At 34.1% G+C, this 23,561-nt stretch carries 14 protein-coding genes and 2 pseudogenes; 1 reads left to right on the forward strand and 15 read right to left on the reverse strand.

Features of this window, described 5'->3' with window-relative positions; genetic code table 11:
• Position 1: 1 nt before the first annotated feature.
• The 4 genes from CWO92_RS08400 to CWO92_RS08415 all read right to left on the reverse strand — a co-directional run bounded on the left by CWO92_RS08400 (position 2) and on the right by CWO92_RS08415 (position 5,671).
• Positions 2-1,492, reverse strand: coding sequence for a sugar ABC transporter ATP-binding protein (locus CWO92_RS08400; protein WP_101353764.1), 1,491 nt, complete (start codon positions 1,490-1,492; stop codon positions 2-4).
• Positions 1,493-1,639: 147 nt separating this feature from the next.
• Positions 1,640-2,596, reverse strand: a complete 957-nt coding sequence (locus CWO92_RS08405; RefSeq protein WP_101353765.1) for a sugar ABC transporter substrate-binding protein — start codon at positions 2,594-2,596, stop codon at positions 1,640-1,642.
• Positions 2,597-2,844: 248 nt separating this feature from the next.
• Positions 2,845-3,612 (reverse strand): DeoR/GlpR family DNA-binding transcription regulator, encoded by a 768-nt coding sequence (locus tag CWO92_RS08410; protein WP_101353766.1) that lies wholly within the window; start codon positions 3,610-3,612, stop codon positions 2,845-2,847.
• A 664-nt stretch (positions 3,613-4,276) separates the two neighbouring features.
• A complete protein-coding gene (locus tag CWO92_RS08415; RefSeq protein ID WP_101353767.1) occupies positions 4,277-5,671 on the reverse strand; it encodes a Sau3AI family type II restriction endonuclease in 1,395 nt (464 codons plus the stop codon).
• A 159-nt stretch (positions 5,672-5,830) separates the two neighbouring features.
• On the opposite strand from CWO92_RS08415, the gene dcm reads away from it, so the two are divergent.
• The gene (gene dcm, locus CWO92_RS08420; RefSeq protein ID WP_101353768.1) at positions 5,831-7,084 is read left to right on the forward strand and encodes a DNA (cytosine-5-)-methyltransferase; all 1,254 of its coding nucleotides are present in this window, start codon (positions 5,831-5,833) and stop codon (positions 7,082-7,084) included.
• A gap of 406 nt (positions 7,085-7,490) precedes the next feature.
• Here the strand turns inward: dcm and CWO92_RS26680 are convergent.
• The 11 genes and pseudogenes from CWO92_RS26680 to CWO92_RS08475 all read right to left on the reverse strand — a co-directional run.
• Positions 7,491-8,001, reverse strand: a pseudogene (locus CWO92_RS26680) (IS1595 family transposase); the annotation flags it as partial.
• A 408-nt stretch (positions 8,002-8,409) separates the two neighbouring features.
• Entirely contained in the window at positions 8,410-11,472 is a 3,063-nt protein-coding gene (locus CWO92_RS08430; protein WP_235851581.1) for a PDDEXK-like endonuclease domain-containing protein, read from the reverse strand.
• A 156-nt stretch (positions 11,473-11,628) separates the two neighbouring features.
• Positions 11,629-12,186, reverse strand: coding sequence for a DUF4011 domain-containing protein (locus CWO92_RS25990; protein WP_235851582.1), 558 nt, complete (start codon positions 12,184-12,186; stop codon positions 11,629-11,631).
• Between the two features lie 411 nt (positions 12,187-12,597).
• A pseudogene (locus CWO92_RS08435) lies at positions 12,598-14,313 on the reverse strand (PDDEXK-like family protein); the annotation flags it as partial.
• A gap of 998 nt (positions 14,314-15,311) precedes the next feature.
• Positions 15,312-16,037: a beta-ketoacyl-ACP reductase gene (locus CWO92_RS08445; protein ID WP_101353772.1), complete on the reverse strand. Its 726-nt coding sequence runs from the start codon at positions 16,035-16,037 to the stop codon at positions 15,312-15,314.
• Positions 16,038-16,167: 130 nt separating this feature from the next.
• Entirely contained in the window at positions 16,168-17,490 is a 1,323-nt protein-coding gene (locus CWO92_RS08450; RefSeq protein WP_101353773.1) for a gluconate:H+ symporter, read from the reverse strand.
• A gap of 139 nt (positions 17,491-17,629) precedes the next feature.
• Positions 17,630-18,577, reverse strand: a complete 948-nt coding sequence (locus tag CWO92_RS08455) for a 3-hydroxyacyl-CoA dehydrogenase family protein (protein WP_101353774.1) — start codon at positions 18,575-18,577, stop codon at positions 17,630-17,632.
• 48 nt (positions 18,578-18,625) lie between these two features.
• Positions 18,626-19,657, reverse strand: coding sequence for a ketopantoate reductase family protein (locus CWO92_RS08460; RefSeq protein WP_101353775.1), 1,032 nt, complete (start codon positions 19,655-19,657; stop codon positions 18,626-18,628).
• A gap of 123 nt (positions 19,658-19,780) precedes the next feature.
• The gene (locus CWO92_RS08465; protein WP_101353776.1) at positions 19,781-20,638 is read right to left on the reverse strand and encodes a beta-keto acid cleavage family enzyme; all 858 of its coding nucleotides are present in this window, start codon (positions 20,636-20,638) and stop codon (positions 19,781-19,783) included.
• A gap of 446 nt (positions 20,639-21,084) precedes the next feature.
• On the reverse strand, positions 21,085-22,104 hold the full coding sequence (locus CWO92_RS08470; RefSeq protein WP_101353777.1) for a LacI family DNA-binding transcriptional regulator: 1,020 nt from the start codon (positions 22,102-22,104) through the stop codon (positions 21,085-21,087).
• Between the two features lie 671 nt (positions 22,105-22,775).
• Positions 22,776-23,252: a CarD family transcriptional regulator gene (locus CWO92_RS08475; protein ID WP_101353778.1), complete on the reverse strand. Its 477-nt coding sequence runs from the start codon at positions 23,250-23,252 to the stop codon at positions 22,776-22,778.
• Between the last annotated feature and the right edge of the window lie 309 nt (positions 23,253-23,561).

Here is a 23,561-nt window from a genome sequence, read left to right on the forward strand (position 1 = left end):
ATTATTGACCTCCAGTAGCATAATGCATAATGGTTTCTTGACTAAACTGATCTTTGTTTAATATGGCTTTAATTTCCCCCTTACACATAACCGCTACCCTATCACTCATGTTGATCACTTCAGGGAGATCCGAAGATACCATAATAATTGAAACACCATCTTTTGCTAATTTATTCATAATAGAGTAAATCTCTGCTTTTGCTCCAACATCGACACCTCTGGTTGGTTCATCAAGAATTAGAACCTGTGGCTTTGTGGCTAACCATCTTGAAATCAATACTTTTTGCTGGTTTCCACCACTCAAGTGTTTAACCTCTTGTTCTACTCCCGTTGTTTTGATTGATAAACCTTTAATATATTGATTAGTTTCCTTATTTTCATATTTTGAATTAACCTTAAAGAATCTCATAAATTCGTGTAATACTTTTATGGTAATATTGTATTGAACTGATTGGCTTAAGAATAAGCCTTCTTCTTTTCGATTTTCTGTAACATAGGCAATTTTATTTTGGATAGCATCATTTGGGTTTCTGATAACTACTTTTTGCCCGTTTACAATAATTTCACCTTTCTCAAAAGATTCCAGCCCAAAAATACACTTCATCAGTTCGGACCTACCGGCACCAACTAACCCGGAGAAACCAAGAATTTCCCCTTTTTTCAATTCAAAACTAGCGTTTTTTATAACACCTTGTTTTGTTAGTTGATTCACTTTCAAGATGCTTTCTTCTGAATTGGACGAATCCTTAATATAATATTTTGATAGTTCACGGCCTACCATCATCGAGATTAACTGATCATTGGAAGTATCCTTGGTAGTTACTGTTCCTATATATTTTCCGTCGCGCATGACTGTAATTCGGTCAGTTATTTCAAATAGTTCATTCATTCTATGAGAAATGTATACAATCCCCACTCCTTGTTCTTTTAGACTTTTGATGGTCCTAAAGAGAAAACGTACTTCTTTTTCTGTTAAAGAAGAGGTTGGTTCATCCATGATAATAATCTTTGAATTAAAAGATACAGCTTTAATAATTTCAATCATCTGCTGCTGTGCAACGGTTAAATTATCTACAATTGTACTTGCAGATAATTCCATCCCAAAATCATCTAATAATTTTTGTGCGTTTTGAAACATCCTTTTTTTATCAATAAATCCTGATTTTTTTAATGGTTCTCTTCCAAGAAAAATATTCTCTGCAATCGATAAATATGGTACTAGAACAATCTCTTGATGGATAATACTGATTCCAAAATGCTTCGCATCTTTCACACTATTAATCTTTACTTCTAATCCGTCAATCGAAATGCTGCCTTCGTCTAAGCTGTAAATACCACCAAGCACTTTCATTAATGTGGATTTGCCGGCACCGTTTTCCCCAAGAAGTGCGTGAACCTCCCCGCCTTTTAACATCAAATATGCATCCTGTAACGCATAAACCCCAAGAAACTGCTTCGTTATGCCTGACATTTCCAAAAGACTGTTATTCATATCTTCACCTCATTAAAAAGATTAAGAGTAACTCATCAGCAGCAACTTTGTATACAACTCTAGTAATCTCTACTATTATTTGTATCGAAAAGGCTTTGGCGCCCCTTGAGTTACCCTATCCTTTCCACTTCATTACGTGAAAATTAATTATTGCCAACCATCTGTTCCATATTGATCCACATTTTCCTTATTGATCAAGAACGTTTTTACGGGATATTTTTTATCGACTTTTTCCCCTTTTAACACTTGATAGGCAACATCAACAGACTTTTCCCCGATGGTAATAGGTGATTGAGCACCTGTTCCAACAAATGGACCTCCATTAGCGATTTCTTTTTTCGCATCTGGTGATCCGTCTACCCCATAAATCACAATATCCTTTTTATTGGCTGCTTTAATCGCTGCAAGGGCACCAAGTGCAGTTGGGTCGTTTCCGCCCATGACTGCAATAATATCAGAATGTGATTGAAGAATATCGGCCATCTTATTCATCGCTGTTTGTAAATCACCTTTAGCGTCCTGCTGCGCTACTATACTAAAGTTATGACCTTTAATGGCCTCCATAAATCCTGAAATCCGATCATTTACAGAATTCATAGTAGGGCTATCAAGAACAACAATCTTTCCACCATTAGGAAATCTCTTAACAAGGTCTTCTCCATCGACTTTCCCTGCATTTTTATTATCTGAACCGACATAAGATGTAACAATACTTTGGTCCTTTACTTCAGCATCGAAATTGATAATTGGAATATTAGCATTTTTTAATTCAACGAGCGCAGGCTGGATCCCCTCCCAGTCAACAGGATTTAGGAAAATTGCGTCAACACCCTGAGAAATCAAGTCTTCAATTTGGTTAATTTGCTTTTCTTGGTCCATTGCGGGATTGGTCGTAATAAGCTTATCCCCATTTGCCTCTACTTTTTTTCGAATTGCTTTCTCAACAACTTGGAAATAAGGGTTGTTCTGAGTCATAGAAGTATAACCAAAAACATAATGCTTCTTTTTAGAACCTGTGCCACTTGCTTTGTCACTATTGCTGTTGCATGCAGATAGTGCAAAAGTTAATAGAGCGGTTAACAATAGAACCATCCATTTCTTCATTTACGGATTTCCCCTTTATATTTATTTTTTATATTAAAGCCATCCGAAGATGACTTAATATCTAGTTAAATTGTGAAAAGGGTTACAATTTTTATTAAAGATTGAAGTATGATCTATTGAGATTCTTGATGGAATAGTTTGGTAGGTGTAATACTGTTGAAAGATGGAAGGCTAGTAGCTTAGAAGTTTTTTATTGCTTCTGTTCTATAGGTGTTGACGATACCATTGAAGAATACTAATTAGCTAGATTAATCACATATCACCAGTTCAACGCCGTAACGTTTTAATAATTGGCTATATTCATGAGGAGGCTCAATGTCAGTAATAATACGATTTACATCTTCAATATTTGCTATCTTATAAAGAGATTGATTTCCAAATTTACTATGATCAATAAGGAAGGTAACTTCTTTTGATTGCTTCATGACTTTTTGTTTAATTTGTACTTCAAATAAGTTGGAATTAGTAAGTCCTTGTTCCGGAGAAAAATTCGTAGCTGCTAAAAAAGCTTTATCAAAAGTCAAATTATCTAAAGCCGATTCAGCAATAGGGCCTACCAATGAAAAAGTCGAATCCAGCAACATGCCACCTATTACTATTTTCTCTTTAGTGATTCCTTGAATTTTTGCCGCCACATTCAAAGCGTTCGTTACAATTACTAAATTGAAATTTTTAGGAATGTAACTTACTAAATGCGGAGTTGTTGTACCTGCATCTATAAAAATAGCTTCACCCATTCCGACAAACTCGGCAGCTTTCATTCCTATTCGTTTCTTTGCTTGGGCATTTAAACTTTCTCGTTCAAATAGGGATACATCCTGCGAGACCATAGAAATAGCCCCTCCAAAGGTTCTTTTGATTAGACCTAGTTTTTCCATTTTTTCAAAATCACGACGAATGGTCATTTCCACTACATTAAACTGTTCGGTCAGTTCACTAATTTTTACTTCGCCTTCATTTACAATATATTTATAGATTTGATTCTGCCTGCTATTAAGGTGGTGTTGGTAATCCATAAAGTATCGATCTCCCTAACTTTAATAAGAATGTTATAAAAGAACCTTTTTTGTTTGTTATAAACAATATAAACCATGATTAACCATTTGTAAATGCTTACATTTGTATTATTCTAAAAATATTTAAAATTATAAATGTTTAAATTGAACATTTTATAAAGATAAAAAGTAGGAAAACTACGTCCTATTCAGCTAACTATAGCTTTAATAATTGATGAAAAACACTCGTGAAGTGTTGATTTGTCAATACGACAATAATAGGTTTTTTTAAATAATAAAAGCTTCTTACTTCTAAATGCTAATCGAAACTTCTTGTACCCTTGAGATAAGTTCAATTCAATTAAAAAAATGCTATCATTTGTCTATACTTAAAACTAACAAAATATAATAAAAGGAACATTGGTTGCATCCAATGTTCCTAAGTACAGTTTATTAAGAATAGATTCTGTAACAACACTCCTATTATTTTATACAAGTTATAAAATTACCTGTTATTTATAAAATCCTCTAAATAGCAAGTTTAAGTTTCCGAACGAGTGCATATCCCAAGAATCACTCCTAAAAGACCTAAGTGAAATTACATCACTTGGGTCTTTTTCACCTCTTGTTTTAATACATCTTAACTGTTTGTAGTATGTTATAGTATTTATACTTTATCTTTTTATTAAAAGGATAAATCCCTTACAATCGATGCTACATATGAACTATTTAACCAATAGCACTGTTTTGTTATTAATTGATTATTTGGAAGTAAAATCTTATCTTGTCCATTCGCGCCTTTAGGTCTAATATGTGTTACACCATTAAAATTTGATTTAGGAAAGTTATTGGTCTCAACAATTTTTTTACCTCTTTGAACATACTCAATTTGTAGTTTATTTTCTTTAATCAAGTAGTTTACTTCATCCCATAATTCTTTCATTTCTTTTTCAATGATTTTCTCTGGCATATTCCAAAGTTTAATTCCTTTAAAATATAACTTTCGATTTTTGTTTTGTGATTCTGTCTCCTTATATTGAAAAACAACTAATAAAAATTTCGTATCGTAAAATCGATTTCTTAAATAGCTCTCCTCCCAAGACTCAGTTGTCCATTTTTCAAAATCTATATTTTCAAATGACATAGACTCCTTAGGTTTTCCATTTGGTTCAAGTCTAACGGTCTTAAATTGAATATTAGCCTTTGAAAACTCTTCTATTTGGTCTAATTTTGTTCCCTTTATTCCTAATAAAGCACTAATTATAGTGGGAACCAGACTTTTTGAACTCTTATTATAAGGTATATCATGTATGTCTGCTATTTGTTTATCTGTCATACCTATATAAGGCCTAAATTTCTCTAATAAAAGATCATTAAATGTTTTCCTTTTCAATTCTTCTGCATTTGTAAAATTTACAAGTGCCTCATTTTTGATGTACTTTCTAACTAATGCAGTCATATAAGACTGTTTTAACGAAAATGCTCTTTGCATGGCCTTAATATCACTATATGGTTGTTCCCTAACAGAATTTTTATTACTACCCTTGGAAGCTGCACCTAAATATACGGTGTCTCCTTCAGATAGTTCATGTGCCTTACCTTGTCTAATCTTCGAAACTATATTTTCCCAATCCTGCCGTATAATTTCTAAGTCAGCCTCGGGGAATGTATATAAAATACTTTTGTAAATCTTATAATCTTTTCTTTCAATTTCAGGTAGCCATTCATAAAACATTAATAATAGTTTTTGATTTTTAACCCAAAAACTTGATGTTTCAAACTCATGTTGTACTTCATCCATATAGTTGATAATGTTTAAAACTAATCTTTCTTTTGCAGAAAGTTGCCCATTTTTATTCCTTTTAAAAGGAGTTACCTTAAGTTCTATGCCTAGGTTTTCAAAGTCTGGCCTTGCCTCTGAGTTTACTGAATAACCAAAAAAACTTTCCTCAACAACCTGCCCAAGTCCACCTTTAGATTTAACATTTAAAAGACGTCCATGTTTATCGATTTCACCAAATGTTTTGCCTTCTGCTTCAATTGCTTTTTCCATTAACTCATCAGTAGTTTGATAAATCATTTTAATCTCCTTTAAATCACTTTCAGAACGTATGTTCTTTATGTAGTAGGTGTGATATACTAAAGTTAATATAAAAGGTAAATAATTATTAGTTGATCTTTTTGTTACTTTTTATTATAATGTTTAATAGGTATCTTTTATACCGAAAGGATGTTCGAAATGATAAAAGTAATAGAATTATTTGCAGGAGTTGGTGGGTTTCGTCTTGGACTAGAAGCAACTAAGGGATTTGAAGTTGTTTGGGGCAATCAATGGGAACCATCAAAAAAATCCCAAGATGCTTTTGAATGTTATTCAAGACAATTTAAAGATAAAGGGATTCACTCAAATCAGGATATAAATACGGTCGATGAAAAGACTTTAATAGATTTTAATGCAAATTTATTAGTTGGAGGATTCCCTTGTCAAGATTATTCTGTAGCTCGCAGTTTATCTGGAGAAAAAGGGATTCAAGGTAAGAAAGGCGTATTATTCTGGGAGATTGTTCGTATTCTTAAAGAAGTTAGACCAAGATATGTATTACTTGAAAACGTCGATAGACTTCTAAAGTCCCCTTCTAAACAACGAGGTAGAGATTTTTCTATCATGTTAAGCAGTTTAAAGGACTTAAACTATACTGTTGAATGGCGAGTTGTTAACGCAGCTGATTATGGTCAAGCACAAAGAAGACGTAGAATTTTTATTTTTGCAGTACAAAACGATACATCATATGTGACTCGTCTTAATAATATTGATAAGGAAGAAACTATTTTGCATAACGACGGTTTCTTCGCAAAGACTTTTCCAGTTTCACAAGTAATGCACGAAAAGCACACACCACTCTTATTTTCTTTACCAAATGATATTGTAGAGGTTTCTGAAACATTTTCTCAAAAATATTATAATGCAGGTATAATGAGAAATGGTGTAGTTTATACGGAAGAATTAATACCAATCCAAGAAACACCTATTACATTAGGTGAAATTCTCCAAACATCTGTGGATGAAAAATATTATTTAAGTAGTGACGGAATTGAAAAATTCAAATATTTAAAAGGTCCAAAAAAAATAGAGAGAACATCCTCAACTGGTCATAAATACACTTTTTCTGAAGGTGGAATGGCATTTCCTGAACCTTTGGACAAACCTGGACGCACCATGTTAACTAGTGAAGGAACTATAAATCGAAGCAGTCATGTAATTGAAGATCCAGAAACAAAAAGAATAAGAATTTTAACGCCTGTGGAATGTGAAAGATTAAATGGATTCCCTGATAATTGGACAGAAGGCATGTCAGAAAGAATGCGGTATTTCTGTATGGGGAATGCGTTGGTTGTTGGGTTAATAGAGAGAATGGGAAAACGGATATTGGAGATTGAAAATGAAGAAACAATATCTGTTGATGATAGAATTGTACAGATGTCCTTATTTTAAAAAAGAGGCTGTGACAAAACGCAGTGAAAATCAAAAAAACGCATGAAATCAATTTAAAAACCTTGATTTCATGCGTTTTTGCTTTCGTAGATTTAACCAATTTCAATGATTTTTTTACTTATGTCCCAGCCTCTTTTAAATTCTATTAAATGAGAGAAATACAAAAAATAGCAGTACCCCTTTAAACACTTCACTCAAAAAATTTGTGATGTGTAGATAATGGTACATAGAAGGTAGCCTCATAATGACCCCTCTATAAGTGGGGAAAATACGCCATCTATCTCAACATAAAGAAAAGAGACCTCCTTTAGGGAGTCCCTTCCCTTATAATTGTTTCTCCTTGACACTCAAACTTTGCAACTATTAAAATAGCAGCTAATTTAGTTACCAAAGTTAGATTATATATTGCCACACCATTAAAACAGTCCATCCAACCTTTCAGACTGCTGTGATAGTCATTGACATTTTGGATATAGTAAATCCCCTTTACTCGTACCTTTCCATCTGATTTAGAGGATAGTGTGCATAGTTTTTGAAACTCGCCAAGAATCTGTACATAGGTATTGGTTTTAGATAATTTGGAGCAGATTGCTTTTTTAAGAGGGATTTTACAATCCGTCATTGCCCAGTCAGTTTTGAATAAATCAGTTTTTGACTGTCTCTTGCAATTAACACACAATCTTGTCCCTTACTAATGCCACTATATTAAAGCACCACCACGTTTACGAGCTTTACGCATTTTCAAATTTCGTTACCCTTTTTCAGAGTATAGGAAATATGTCTCGTCAATTTAACCATACCAGAAAATTTGTCAAAATCCACTTGTTTCAAAGCGGATAAATCTTATGCCTGCAATAAAAAAGGGGAACGTAGTAGACTTCAATCATTACAAATAACTTTCGTAAAGAGTACTCTTCAAATTTCTTTAAAAATAGATTCACTTGCAGAAATTAAAGCTAGAGATTTGTTGAAAAACTCTTATAAACGAAGTTAGTCTGTCGTGTTGAGTTTTTGAATCTCCTTTATAATATCCGTTAATTCCGTTCGAAACCACTCTCTTTGTCCTTAATTGTATATTCATTGGAGTACAACAGTTCGTTTAAATCAAATATCCACATAATCGATTAACCGAGCATTCGTAAAAAATAAACCAAACTGATCGAACCCCTCTTTTGTGGACTAAGACAAATTTTTGAAAATTCTTTATCACAAAAAAGTCGCTTAATGCGTTAACTTCATACTTGCTTTACACATTAAAAGACCCTTTATCAGAAAGCCTATCATGAAATTTGTTGTTAGATAATAAAACACTTGAAATTCATACTCTAAATTTGCTGCAATTCCTTTTTACTGCTTTCCTCTTTCAACATCTCCTTGATGAGTTGATCGATTCTTTCAATCTCAACACTAGGATTTCTCCACCAATTACGGCTCCAAATTCTCGTGATGTTCCATCCTTTGTTTTCAAGAAATCTTTGTCTATATACATCTCTTTCTTTGGCACTTGCTGAACTGTGATACATTGCCCCGTCACATTCAATTCCTAAAATATACTTTTGAGGATTGTGTGGATGGACGACCGCTAAGTCAATTCGATATCCAGACATTCCTACTTGAGTATCTAGTGTATATCCTAGCTTAGTCAAGTGATTGTATACTTGTTCCTCAAACAGAGAATCAAATTGTAATGCAGTTAATTGTTTTTTTGTAGTTTTATTTTCATTTAACAAGGTCAAGATAGATTCAATTTCATCTCTTCTAACTAAAGAAACAGCCTTTGCATATTCCATATAGCTTTTTAAAAGTTTTGGACCATCATTTTTAACACTGGAAACATTTAGATCGGATGGTTCAATACTCGATACGATATGAATTTCTTCTTTAGCACGAGTAATGGCAACATTTAGCCTATTTTCCCCACCTTGTTGTCCAAGAGTTCCGAATCGATTATATACGCGCCCTTCTTCATTTTTAGCGTAGGCTATCGAGAAAATAATAATATCTCTTTCGTCCCCTTGAACATTCTCAATATTTTTAACAAAGAGTCGCTGATCCATATCATTACTCATATTTTGCTGATATAATACGCCAAACTCTTTGTCATCTTCTGCCTCGTCCTCTATTAAATCGAGGATTTTATCTTGTTGTTTTGCGTTAAATGTAATAATACCTAATGATTTATTGGGATTTTCAATCATTAGTTGTTTAACTAATTCAACTACTTTTTTTGCTTCAACCTCATTATGTTGATTTATCCATAAACCATTTACTCTATGCCATTGGATGGCAGCAGGATCTCTTAGAGGTTCAACATTTGGAGCAATTTGAATATTGCCGTTATAGAAAGCATGATTAGAAAAGTTTATCAACTCTTCTGATTTTGATCGGTAATGCCATTGTAGCATTTTTTCAGGTAAGCATCTTTTTGCAAGATTTAATAAACTTTCTGATTCTTGAAAGTTTATTTGTTCTTCATCGTCTTCATCTTCGACAATCTCACTTTTAAATAAAGAAGATGGTGGAAGCTGTTTTTCGTCTCCAGCAACCACTAGTTTTGATCCACGATATGCAGATGGGAGTCCATTTTCTACTGTACATTGTGAGGCTTCATCAAATATTACCAAATCAAATAAATCTTTTTGTATTGGAAAAATGGCAGAAGCCGTTTCCGGAGATGTTAACCAAATAGGCATAACATCCAGCAATCCATTTAATGAGAATTCCCTAACAAGCTTTCTTACTGGCCATATCATTCGTTGTTTTCCTGTTTGATGTTGTAACTCTTTCATTGCCTTGGAATGGGTTTGCTTTACATTCAAGAGCTTCGATAATAATCTATTGATTAAAACCTTCACGGATAATTCCCTTTTCTGTAGTAATAAACCCCTAAATTGACTTCTTAATTTAGTAAACTCCTCTGTTCCAATTTTCGTTAATTCGGGATGTTTTCGTTCAATTTGATCTATCCAGTGAATATAGGCAGATTGTTTTACAATATCTACCCAATCATTTGCCATATCCCTATATATGTTATCTTCGGATTTATCTTTCAATAATTCAATAATTGTTTTTATGAATGGAGGACTTTGGTCGTAAAATCTGTCCATTTCTCTAACTTCCTCAAAATCTTGAATAATATATTCCTGCTGTTTTTGAAACTCTTTTAACGGAATATCTCCTTTTGCAATTTTTTGATTTAAATGGTCTACCATTTCTTTTGAAAAATAGTTCTTTAATGATTCGGTTTCTTTAAACATTTTTTCAGAAACCTTCGCCAATTCGAAAAGGACTCGTAAACTTTCTCTTAATTTCGGCCATTCTTTAGAGGATAGTCCTTTAAATTTTTCCCCATTTAATAATTCCTCTATGATTGTTTTCCCTGTAAAAGAGGTCCACCACCATAATCTAAGTTTTTGTAAACTTCTCTTCTCCTCCGGGTTTAAATCATCAAATATTTTTTCAATCTTATCATTGATATTCCAACTATATTCAGGGGTAATATCTTCTTGGTCAAATGTATTCAAATATTCAATACTTGTTTCAGCTTTTTCAATAATATTTTTCAATAATTCAATGATTCTCATTCGATCTTTTAAATCTAAATTCGCAAATGATAAACGATTTTTCAAAGGATAGTCTTTACTTCCAAAACGCCCATAATAATTTCCGTATGAAAAGATTTTCATTAATACATCTTCAAGATTTTCTTTATTTATAGAAGTTAATACGGCTTCCATATCAAGAATAACTTCCATATCATTTATAGGTTTTCCTAGACCATATAAATCATAAGCTTTATAACCATGATGTTGGACTTCAAATAGGCCATTTGCAATCGCATTTAACTTGGCCTCGCACTGTTCAATTTTTGCCGATAATTGGTACAGCTCATTTTCATAGTCCACTATATTAATTTCACTTTGCAACAAATTAAAGAGTTTCTTGTAAAGTGTTTTACGGTCATTTTTTTCATCATGCAATAATGCAACATGCCCAGAAAGTCCAAGAGAATCCATTCTCTGATACACAACATCAAGTGCTGCTCGCTTTTGACAAACAAGCAGAACTCTTTTATTTTGAGCGATTGTATTTGCAATTAAATTTACAATAACTTGTGATTTACCTGTACCAGGTGGTCCATGAACGACAAGTCCTTTTTGTTTTTCAACTTCCTTAATAATTTCCTCTTGTGAAGCATCCGTGTCTAGAACATAGAATTTATCTTTTTCCGGAATGTGTTTTTCAAACTCTGGCCTTTCGATATCCTCTCTCATATCTGTAGAAGTTTCATTGTTAAGACTAGAATTTAATAATTCTCCTAAAATGCCAAGGTCAGAATTTTCACCTTGTTCATCTAATAATATCAAATCGTCATAGTCTTTCAACAAAGCAGAATTCCCTTGAGGAAAACAACCTAGAATTGCCATTTTCTCAAGTTCAAATTGCCCTTTCTTTCCATCTGGAATCTCGCTCTGTTTAAGATTCTTGAAAGGCTTTAATTCTATTTCATTAGACCAAAGAATATTAATAGAATAATTTTTAAGTCATTTGATCCAATTTAAGAAATCATGTTTTTTTGCATACTTTTCCGCTTCTTCATAAATGGTATCTGTTACATCAATGCCACTATATTTTTTAAAAGCAAGGAAAAGGGGTCGATTTAACTGAGGTTCACCATCCTCAAATAATAATTTCCAATTTATCCCATTAACTTTTGCTTTTTCTAATTTAACAGGGTATAAAAATAGAGGAGCTCTTATATAGGTTCCATCCAACATATACCCTGATATGTAGGGATAACCTACAAATAAATCATAAAGGCCTGTTTCTTCTTCAATCGATTTTAAGTTCCGATATAATGAGTTTAGTTTATTGGACAATAGTAAGGTTGCCTCATTATTCACATCTTGCTTTAACAACGTTATATTACCGTTTTGCTCAATAATATTCTCGAGAATTTTACTAGAACTGTCCGGATTTACTTTATTTACTGAAGTTATATCAAATGACCATTTATCATATAGCTTTAACATCCGGATAGATCGATTTCTTCTGCTGAGGTCATTTAAACGATCCTTTAAATAAACCAATTTATCTTTCAAATTTATCACCTATTAACATTATTATTCATTATGTATAAATACTTATTAATATCTATATTATAACCTTTAGATTTTTACAATAATAGACAAAAATCAGCAAATTCAATATGAGAAAATTAGTATAAAATGCTATTTAATATATATAATGTCACGTTTGAGGAAACAGAATGAATTAAGGGGATTAGACAATTTCAGATGCATTTGTAAAAGCTTTGCTATTTTATTAATTGAATTATGTATCTTTCTGTATATTTTATGTTGATTTTGATTTAGAACTACCATGCCGTAGCCAGTGATCTGCATCACAAAAGCCAAAAAACTAATCCGTTCTTTCAAATTATGTTATAGCAATACATGTTAATCCCATGTTCTAGTTGAACATGGGATTAACAATTCCAAATTTATTAATATCTATTCCACCTTACTAACAATTTCATCGTAAATCATTTGTAGCTTTTCTAAAATTTCCTGCAAATCTTTGTTGTTATATATAGTATCGAAAACCTGTATTAGCTCAGATTCGCTTAGTCCTTCAATGGAGATTGTTTCAGTGTGAATTTTACTAAATTTAGCATCTGGTTTAAGTCCTGTTGATTTAAATTTAATACCTTTTTCTTTCATACTTTCCATTAACAGCACACGTTGATCTGCTTCAATTGGGCCAACTTCCAAGGTGAAATATAAAGAATTTGGATTTATATTCATCCAAAATAGAAATGGTCCATTATGCCACCACCATTTTTCTCTGGTTTCCCCTAATTTCTCTTTGAACTGATCAAACAATGGAATTTTAAAAGATATTTTTTGAGAAGACACACGATAATCTGATTCAGGAATATTTTTAGATTGTATCCATTTTTTAAATGCAAGTTGCACTTGTAATTTCATTTCATCTAATGAGGAACTTTTCACAGATTTCGTCATTTCTTCTCTTACCGGATTTTCATGATTTAATATTGCAGCAACCTGTTTGCGTAATAAAGTAAACTCCGGACTATTATATAAATCTACCATTGCTTGGGTAAGCTCGGTCATATCATCCCACTTATTAACATCCATCTTGAGTGAAAAAAATCTTGTATACCGTGCCTTTTCTAATTTTGAACTCTCTTTAAATGTCAATCCGATTTTTTCTAATTGTTCTAGGAGCCAAAGTCGTCCTTCATATTCCATTGGTCCGATTTCAGCTATCAAACGTAACCGGCTATCATTTGTTTGTTCAAACCATACAATTAAACCTTTCCCTAACCAATAATTTGGATCCCGTAATGAAATTTGACTAATACCTTCCCATTCAGGAGGTACCAAATTAGGAACAGTTGGGTGTGCATTGGAAAGAACTTCTCCATGAAATTGCTGCCGTATGAATTGTTCAAAACTATAGGACAAGATGTTTTGCCCATGTTTGAAAATATAGTTAATCGTATTTTTATATTTCATCATGAATTCAAATTGATACCCAGATTCAAACTGTAAAACCTTATTAAGTACAGAAGTTTCTTCAAAGAGTGTATCAATCGTCGGCTTATAATTACGGTATATATCAATTGCTTGCATAATTTGATCTTGATTTGGATAAAATTTTTCCTTCAATATTTGATTGTAATCTTCAAGGAATTTGTAAACATTATCACTGAGTTGATCCTGATATAACATTAAAATAGTATGTAAGATTGATTGGATTCGCTCATAGGTAAGGATAAAATATTGTTCATTTGAAGGCTCTTCCCCATCCAGTGTTAAGTAAATTGGAATGATTGTAAAACCTTCAAATGTTTGATGAATATAATTAAAATAATCATCTAATTGATTTTTAGATTCTGTGGAATAGAATTTATTTTCAATCAGAAGAATCGATTTTAACTGTTGATTCACAATGAGTAAATCTATATATCGGTTTTTATCCGTTTTAACTTCACGATATACATGGCTTTCCATTAAGGAATGGTTTAGAATTTCACCAACTGTTTCATACTGAGGATTATTACTGTTTTCATCTATTAGAATCAGATGCTCCATCATTTTCCGTAAAAAATAGTCACGTAAGCCATGATTTTCTTTTGGATTCAGCAGCCACGCCAAAATATTGGAATGACGAATTTCGTGGTTTTCTAATTTTAATATTTTTAAGGTATTGAAAGAATTTACTTGCTGATTAAGTTGCTGGAAGGTTGCATCATTTTCTAACTAAAATAAATCTCGAATTTCCATCATGTATCACCCCGATTGTTCTATGTAAATTAACTATATATTATGATCATTAAATTTTATCATAAATTGTGGAAACATAGGGACGGTTCTCACGTTTACTATCTTAAAGATATAAGTGGGACAACGTACCTGTCCCCTCGTCGCATCGAAACACAAGAACCGTCCCTTTGTTTTTTTGAAACCTAAATGGGTCGTTAAACGTAAGTATACAAAATTTGATATTTAAGGTGGTATTATGTTGAGTGCATTTATTACTTTGATTGGGGATATTTTTGCAGCGATTGCAGGTTCATTAATGGAAAATAATCGAGAGAAAAAGTAGGAATACAGGATTTGCGAAGGCTTTAACCGATTTTTCTCTTTCAGCTTTTGGGTGCAGTAAAGTACCTGCTTTTTTAGATTCGAATTTGCCGATGAGGGGATGAAACTTCATGTTATATGAATTTGTATTAACATTAATTATTACTTATGCTATAGTTATCACCATTAGTTTCGTAGTAAATAAACTTTTATTAAATAGATCAATTAGTGGGAGTAAAGTTTACGGAGTTCTTTTTGGTCAAAGTTTGTTCATTGCCCTTCTTCTAACCTGGATATTATGATGTTATTTACCTAAACATGGCATTGATCCATGTAGAATTGTTGCTCTTATTGTTGAAACTTTTTATTAGACAAAAGGAGCGGGTTCATGTAATTACACTTCATTAGAAAGCATATTTATATTATCGAAACGGCAGGACCCGCCAATGTTTCCTTCACATAATAACCAGCTATTGCAGGAAAACAATTAAACTCCTTCTTCATTTCCCGAAACGTGATTACCCCATTTCCTCTAGAAAAAACACAGGGACGGTTCTCACGTTTTCCTAACTTTAAAAAAAATGGGACAAGGTACCTGTCCCCTCGTCCCACTTTTATATAGAAAGCCCACCATCCACCGGAATAACTGCTCCATTAATATAGCTGGAATCATCACTTGCCAGGAATAAATATGTATTTGCAATATCCCTTGGTGTTCCAAGTCGTTGTAATGATACTTTTTCTTTCATTCCCTGGAGAACTTTTTCTGGCATTTTTTCTGTCATAGGGGTCATGATAAAGCCAGGAGCTACGGCGTTCACATTAATTCCTTTCCGACCCAGCTCTTTTGCCCATGTTTGTGTCATGGCAATGACAGCAGCTTTGGTTGCGGCATAGTTGGTTTGACCAAAATTCCCCATTCTCCCAACTATACTGCTTGTATTGATAATTCTCCCGTACCCTGCTTGAAGCATATGAGGTACAACGGCTTGTGTGCAATGAAATACCCCCGTTTGATTTATTGCGATAACGTGTTCCCACTGTTCTTGATTCATCTTAACAAGGGTAGAGTCCATCGTAATTCCAGCATTATTAATCAAGATATCAATTTTTCCATATCTGTCTATTACCTCATTTACCAACCTATCTACTTGTTCACGGTTAGAGACGTCAACCGCTAATCCAAGACCATTAACCCCATTCGCTATTTCTTCAGCTGCTTCCTTATTATAGTCGGCAACTACAACATGTGCCCCTTCACTGGCAAATAGCAAACTGGCTTCTTTCCCAAGACCACCGGCTCCGCCAGTAATTATGACTACTTTCCCTTCAAGCTTCATATCAAATCTCCCGCCTTTTTTACTCATTATTTTAATAGTTTAATAAAAACATTTTAATAGAGGACAAAATAGACATTTAGCAATGACAAGTTGTCCCCTGCTTTTCAACCTTCTTCCAAAACTCCTATACTTAACCCAACACCGCGTTCAAGGTGAGAACTCCAAGTATTCCGTAAATCGCAACAAGGGTGTACATAAAACAAACAGACTTAATGGTTTGCCCAATGGTCAGATTAAAGTATTCTTTTGTCATCCAGAAGGATACATCACTTGGTGGTGCCCACGCTATTGAAGCGCTTCCAATTGCGAGCACCATTAATTCAGGGTTAACACCAGTTGCATGGATAATGGGCAGCATGATTCCAGCAGTCGTTAATACGGTAACGGTTGCAGATCCTACAGCGATACGGATAATAAGGGCGATAATCCAAGCTAATATAAATGGCGAGATATTCCATCCGCTTGTAAAATCAGCAATATATTTTGCCATTCCACTATCCAGTATAACTTGTTTAAAAGCACCACCACCGCCGAGAATGAATATGATTCCTCCCATCGAGATTAGGGCTGATTCGACGATTTTCATTAATTCGGACATTGTCTTTCTTTTCTTATATAGACCAAATACATATATGGCAACCAGAAGTGAAATAAGTAAAGCTATATCAGCATTTCCGATAAAGGTTAATATTTTATACATGATAGAGGATTTTGGTAACCAGAATTCCGCAATTACCCCTAGTAAAATTAAAATAACGGGAAGTAAAGTTGTAAGAACAGAAGTTGCAAAGGATGGGACTTCCTTCATGTTGAATTCTTTCTTTGATACTAAATGACTTGGAATTTGGATATCCCAATTTTTATAAAGCTTTGTAAATAGCGGTCCGAAAATAAGTGCAGCAGGAATGGCGAGAATCATGCCATACCCGAGTACAACACCTATATTTGCACCTAAAGCGGATGCGATGGCAGTTGGTCCTGGATGTGGGGGTAAGAAAACATGTGTGATGGAGATTCCTGCTAAAAACGGGATCCCAACTTTCATCAGTTTTACCTTTGCCTCATTTGCAACGGTGTATACGATTGGAATAATCAGTATATAACTAACTTCATAGTATAAAATGATTCCCAGAAGAAAGGACGCAATACAAATCGCCCAATCTACTCTTTTTTCACCAAACATTTTAATCAGAGTAGATGCGATTCTGTTTGCTCCGCCGCCCTCAGAGATGATTTTTCCAAAAATGGCACCCAATCCGATAATGATGGCTAAATGTCCTAGTGTTCCCCCTAGTCCCGTTTCAATCGATGTAACGATTTCTAATGGGGCCATCCCTTGGATAAGTCCTACACAAATGGCAGATATCATGAGAGAGAGAAAAGCGTTAAGCTTAAAGACGATGACCAAAATAAACAGGATTACGATTCCTAATGCCAAAGCTATAATTGGCATAATAGTAACACTTCCTTCCTTATAAAATTGAGGTTTTTCACTTTGATACTGATACGAGTAATTTCATTTATCTCAATAGGGACATCCCCCCTATTGAGAATGGTCGCTTATAGAATAATAGTTTTTAAGAACGCTCAAGCTAATCAATGTAAAATTCTGATGCTTTCAATTGATGGATTAGTTTTTTGGCAAACCAGTTTTTTATCACTGAAATATCTGCTTCCTTGTATTCATAAAATCCTTTCCCTGATTTCATCCCTAATTTGCCTTCTGCTACTTTTTGCCTAAGCAGCTCATTAGCTTGCTGGGAATGATCCATAACCTTTAGGAGGTTGTCCCCGACTGTGCACCAAATATCAAGTCCACCTAAATCGGCAATCTCTAATTGTCCAGTTGTTGCATATCGGAATGCCGGGCCAAACTTTAGTGCTTTATCAATATCGTCCGAGGTCGCTACCCCCATTTCCATTAGGGAGAAAACTTCCCGTGCAATGCCTTGTTGTATTCTGTTTGCAATAAGACCAGGTATATCTTTCAGAACCTTCACCGTTTGTTTTTTGATAGATTGATATAATTGTTCTACTTCCTTAAACAGATGATTCGGCATATTGCCAAAATAAGATAGCTCTACTAGTGGCATCAAGTGAGCTGGATTATACCAGTGATTGATGATGACTCGTTCTTTCCGCTGTTCACTAATTTGCTCCACCATTTTGGTTAAACTCAAACTTGATGTATTGCTAGCCAATATCGTATGTGCAGGACAATATTCATCCAATTTCTTAAAAAGCCCTTGTTTTAGCTCTAAAATTTCCGGAATGGCCTCAATAACATAATCACGATCTTTGACTGCTTCTTTTAAATCTATAAATATAGAAATCCTATCAAGCGTTAACCCTACAGAGTGTGGATTGATAAAGCTTTCTTGAGCGAGTATATGAAGTTCTTCTTCGATTTCTTTTAAAGCTGCCTTTAATTTCTTCTCGTCTGTATCATATAAATGAACGTCATAACCATACATGGCAAAAGCTTCTGCAATGCCATGCCCCATTGTACCTGCACCAATGACCGCTATTTTTTTAATCATGTTCTCTCCACTTTCTATACTATTTTTCTTTGAAAAACAAATAGAAGCTTATCCTTTGATGCAACTCGAATCAAAATGTTTAATATTGTCATTGAACGTTGGAGGATACCCTTTTTCCTCCGCTTTTTTCACTAATGTAACAACTAAATCATTGTACGGAGTTTTAATACCTGCTTCTTTCCCCTTTTTACTGACAAAACCGTTGATAAAGTCGATTTCGCTCTTTCTATTTTTCTCCAAGTCTTGTAACATACTTGCCTTCGTTTGACTGTGCGGTGTCCAAACCTCTCGGTAAAAGTCCATTTTATTTGGTATATCATTTTCATCCTGGAGCTCTAGAAACTCCATATCTTTTCCTTGCATTACTTCCAATTTAATGCCGTGTGCATGTGCAACTTTGATCGTTTCATCTGCAATATGGGCTAAGCTAAACATTGCCTTCTCACTAGCTAATACATCCCCAAATCGGCAGCCTAACGCAGCAGACATCCCACTAAAGGTTGCATTCATTAACAACTTTGCCCATTTGATGCCCATGATATTATCGGAGATATGACAATGACCGACTAGATCCAGTACTTTTTTTACTTCCTGAAGACGTGGAGTGATGGATCCATCTAACTCGCCAATGTCAAATGCATAACTCTTAAGAGTATGTTCTTCCGTTGCAAGTTCTGAAACACCAGGTCCTAACCATGTTGCACCAAACCCTACTACGCCTCCAATTGTTCTTTCGCGTCCGATATAAGATGCTACAAAATCTTCCGGTACACCGTTTTGTAACGTACAAACGATACTGTCGGAATGCAGATGCGGAAGTATTTCATCTAAAGTCGCTTGGTTGTATACCTGTTTTGTTAGTAAAAAGACCAAATCATACTCACCGGTCAATTCTTCAGGTAACAATGCCTTTACTGGTACTTGAAGATTGATAAAACCAGTTATCTTTGCACCGGATTGGTTTAATGCATCTACGTGTTCCTTGTTGATATCTATTAAATCTACTTGTTGTCCTCCTGCGGTAATCATGGCTCCAATTATCGTACCTAAGGAACCTGAACCCATGATAGCAACTCTCATAAGTGCTCCTCCTTGTTGAATGTGGTTGACAGGATTATGAATCCAGATTTATTGATGGGTTCAACTTTACCCTTAAAAATCGCTTCAAAAATGTAATCGATTACAATATCCTTTATAAGTCATTTACTTTACTACTTCAGACTCATTGTTTAATGTTTGACTACTTAATTGATCCAAGCCTAATATTTTCCTTGCCTCATTCGGAGTGGCTACTTCTCTTCCTAAAATACCAGACAAATCTACGATTCTATCAACAAATTGAGCATTTGTTTTCGCTAATTCCCCTTTTCGGAAATAAACACTATCCTCCATACCTACGCGGACATGTCCTCCCATTAAAATACTCATGGTATTAATCGTTAATTGGTCCTTACTTGCCCCAATTGCGGACCATGTGGAACCTTGGGGAATACTTTCAGATAGGAACAGTAAGTTTTTTGGTGTTGCTGGCATTCCTCCATGTATGCCCAGAACGAATTGAAAATGAAATGGTGGATCCATAAGACCCTTTTTGATAATCCTCTTCGTATTTTCAATCATCCCTACATCGAAAACTTCAATTTCGGGCTTAATGCGATTTTCTTTCAATTTTGCAGCCAAACGCTCTAAAAAAGTCGGTGTATTATGGAAAACACCAGATCCGAAATTCAAAGTACCCGCATCAAATGTTGCCATTTCAGAGCACAGTTCACAAACTCGCAGACGATCTTCATCGTTCATGACAATACCGCCGGCTGTTGTTAAGTTGATAATGATATCACATTTATCCTGGATACGATCCACTACTTCTCTGTAAGTATTTAAATCAAGTGTATTGTTACCGCTTTCATCCCTTACGTGAATATGAGCGATAGACGCACCTGCTTGCCAAGCTTCATAAACAGAATCCGCAATTTCCTTCGGTGAAAGCGGCAAATATGGTGTATGTTCGCGTGTTGTCTGTGATCCAGTCGGAGCAACGGTAATGATTAATTTTTCCAACATAATTCCTCCTTAAGGAAAATGGATGTAATATAACGAAACGTTTCGCTAAAAAGTGAAAAATAAACAGTAATCTAAAACCCCTATTTTTTGAAGTTTATCTTCTTTTGACTTCTAAATTATACTATTTTGAGTAGTTTTCTTATGCAAATAGGAAAAACTTAAATGCTCATACGGAATTAAAATGTATATAACAACATATTTTTCAACGAAACGTTTCGCTAAATATGAATTAAGTATAATTTACTAATGGAATGAAAATCAATCTTTTTTTCTAATTTAATCAAATTTTTTACACTATTCTTAAAAATGGAATGAGAGGAGATGCAAAGAGTTACTTATTCTTTATAGAGGAGAAATTTTATAGAAGAGCAAAATTCCCAGCCCAGATAAGATGGACTGGAATGCTCAAAAAAGGATATTTAGATGAGATTAAACGAGGTTATTCATTGTACCCAATGTTTTTTCTCGTACCCACAGCTTTCGCGAACAACTAAAGATGGTGTTAATATAATCTGTCTAGGTGTGATTTCATGCTTTTCCTTAATTATCTGCAAAAGCAATTCCATGGATAACTTACCCATTTCATATGTAGAATGATCGACACTGGATAAAGGAACGAGAAAATTCTCAGAAAAAGCACTATTATCATTTCCAATGACTGCAATATCTTCCGGAACACGAATTCCGGCTTCCCGTAGACCTTTAATCACCCCGAATGCTACTACGTCACTTACTGCACATATAGCATCTGGTAATGCATCTACTTCTTTGAGCATCTTTTTTACGTTAGTGTATCCCGATTCCAGAGTATATTCCCCTTCAAAGATGAGCGTTGGATCCACTTCTAAACCATTTTGATTCATGCAGCTTATAAATCCGGATCTTCTTTCCCTTGCTGTATTAATTTTTAAATTCCCTCCAAAAAAGGCAATTCTTTTATATCCTTGACCTACTAAATGATTTACAGCTAATTCTGTACTCAATATATTATTAATACCAACAAAATTTTTATCATAAAAAGGAGGTTTTCGATTGATTAAAACGTATTTCAACCCAGTTTTTTCGATTTCTTTTAAATCTTCCGTTGTTGCGATATTAGCTAAGAGAAGACCGTCTATCTGCTTCTCCAACATTAGTTCTAAATAAGTAGAAATTCTCCTATGTTCATTGGAGGTATTGCATAGGATAACATTAAAATTATGATCAAATGCTACATCCTCAATCCCTTTAATCATTGGCGGATAGAATGGATTTAAGATATCGGTCACGATGACCCCAATGGTGTTCGTGCTTTTCTTTTTTAAGCTCCGTGCGACAGCATTCGGTCTGTAATTAAGTTCTGCAATTGCGTCTTGTACTCTTTTAGTAAGTTCAGGACTGACATATGCTGATTGATTAATTACTGCTGATACTGTGGACAGTGAAACATTAGCTTTTTTGGAAATGTCCTTCATCGTTGCCATCTATAAAACCTCCGTGCAAAACGTTTCGATATATATGTAATGTAAACTATATTTAGAACGTTTGCAATTTAAAACAAATATTGTATATGCAGGAAATAATAGTGACAGTCGTATGTACCTTACGGTGAAATAGTTTAATATTATTGGGAATCACGGTTAAATAGATAAATTAACTCTGGACGGAAATGCCTAGTTTAAGAAATAGGAGTAAAGACAAGATGTATAAAATGAAGAATTAAATATAAGTATCCTTTTCGGAGCACCTTGTTTTGCACCGGTAACCTTGCTCTTGATTCATTTATTGAGTGCTATAAAATAGCACATCTAAGGGAAGTATTCCATATACTCCCCCATCTTCACCTCCTGCTAGGTACTCTTGAAATCGAGCTAATACCATGAATTTCTCATCATACGATTCTATTTTTCTAAGATAAGGAGTGATCTCCTCTTTCCAATTGTCCGTTGTTATTTGTATACGAAAGGAAGTCGTTTTAAATTAATCTGTGTCCATCTATACCATGAACCCAGCTAAAAAACCTTATTAAAAAAGCACCCATGGATCTGGATGCTACTGCAATCTATTCCCTTGAAGAATGCATAAAGGTTTCCCAAAATACCTTATGTCTCCTCATTTTAAACGTTCATTTAAAATCAAGAAGCATAAACAGCACTCATCCAACCCTTTTGTCTAACAATTCATTCGCCTGACTTTCCGTGATTCCTCTAATAATGCCCAGTTCACTAGTGAAGATTTTCCGTGCGTTGTCTAGCATTTGCTTTTCACTTGCATTGAGAGGTTTCTTTTTGTTTAAGCGCATTAAATCACGTACAACTTCTGCTCCCTCTTGAAAATCACCCGTTCTCAACTTCTCCGTATTAATCTTGTATCTTTCTTTCATGGAAAGATTTGTGTCTGTTTCACCGTGTTGAAAGATGTCCAAAACGTGTTTAAGTGTAGGTTCATCTGCAACCAAGCGAATGCGTGATTTTTGTACTTTGTCAACAGGTACCATTACTTGCAATCGTTTGAAAGGCATACTTATCATATAATACCTATGTTTCTGACCTAGAATTTCCTTTTCTTCTATTGCTTCAATGAGACCTGCACCTTGCATTGGATAAACAATGGAATCTCCAACATGAAACATCTAGAACACCTCCGAATTTAAAGCCTCCTTTATTATAACACACATAATATTTTTATCAAAATTTTTATTATAACATTATCAAATATAATTATTCAATATTTTTGTCGGTAAAATCTTTGTTATTCATGTTGGTTTTATTTTCCAACAAGTAATCCACTATGATGAAGGATTTGTGAACTATTGATGATCCATTTTCCTTTCGTACTATCATGAACTGTAATGGAAGAAATAAGAGTTACCAATTTATATATTCGTTATCTTCCACTTTAGTACGCCCAAAGCAACCCTCGCGAAAATAATTAGCATCAG

This window comes from Heyndrickxia camelliae, assembly GCF_002844575.1.
Lineage (GTDB): Bacteria > Bacillota > Bacilli > Bacillales > Bacillaceae_C > Margalitia > Margalitia camelliae.